Below are 216 nucleotides of genomic sequence, written 5' to 3'. Positions count from 1 at the left end.
TCGACTAGATCATCTAAGCGTGCATCCAGTGCGTCTTTGTCTGCTCCTTCTGGAAGTGCATCAACTTTCGCTTGTGCATCTTCTTTAGCAGCAAGTGCATCATCACGTGCTTGAGTCAGCTCAGTAAGTTCTGTTGGGGTGATTAAACCATCTGATTCGGCATCTGCTAGTGCTTGCTCTGCCTCTGCATATGCTGCTTCTGCCGCCTCTACTGCC

1 protein-coding gene is annotated in these 216 nt (G+C 49.5%); it reads right to left on the bottom strand.

Annotated features, from left to right (window positions below; translation table 11 throughout):
• Positions 1 to 216 (bottom strand): GA-like domain-containing protein (locus AC1M9A_RS14490; RefSeq protein ID WP_481610504.1); only part of this gene is annotated, 216 nt, incomplete at both ends.

It is taken from the genome of Acinetobacter sp. ANC_7634 (assembly GCF_056779875.1).
The sequence above is the reverse complement of the archived record's forward strand: the minus strand, read 5'-3'. Positions and strand labels throughout refer to the sequence as shown.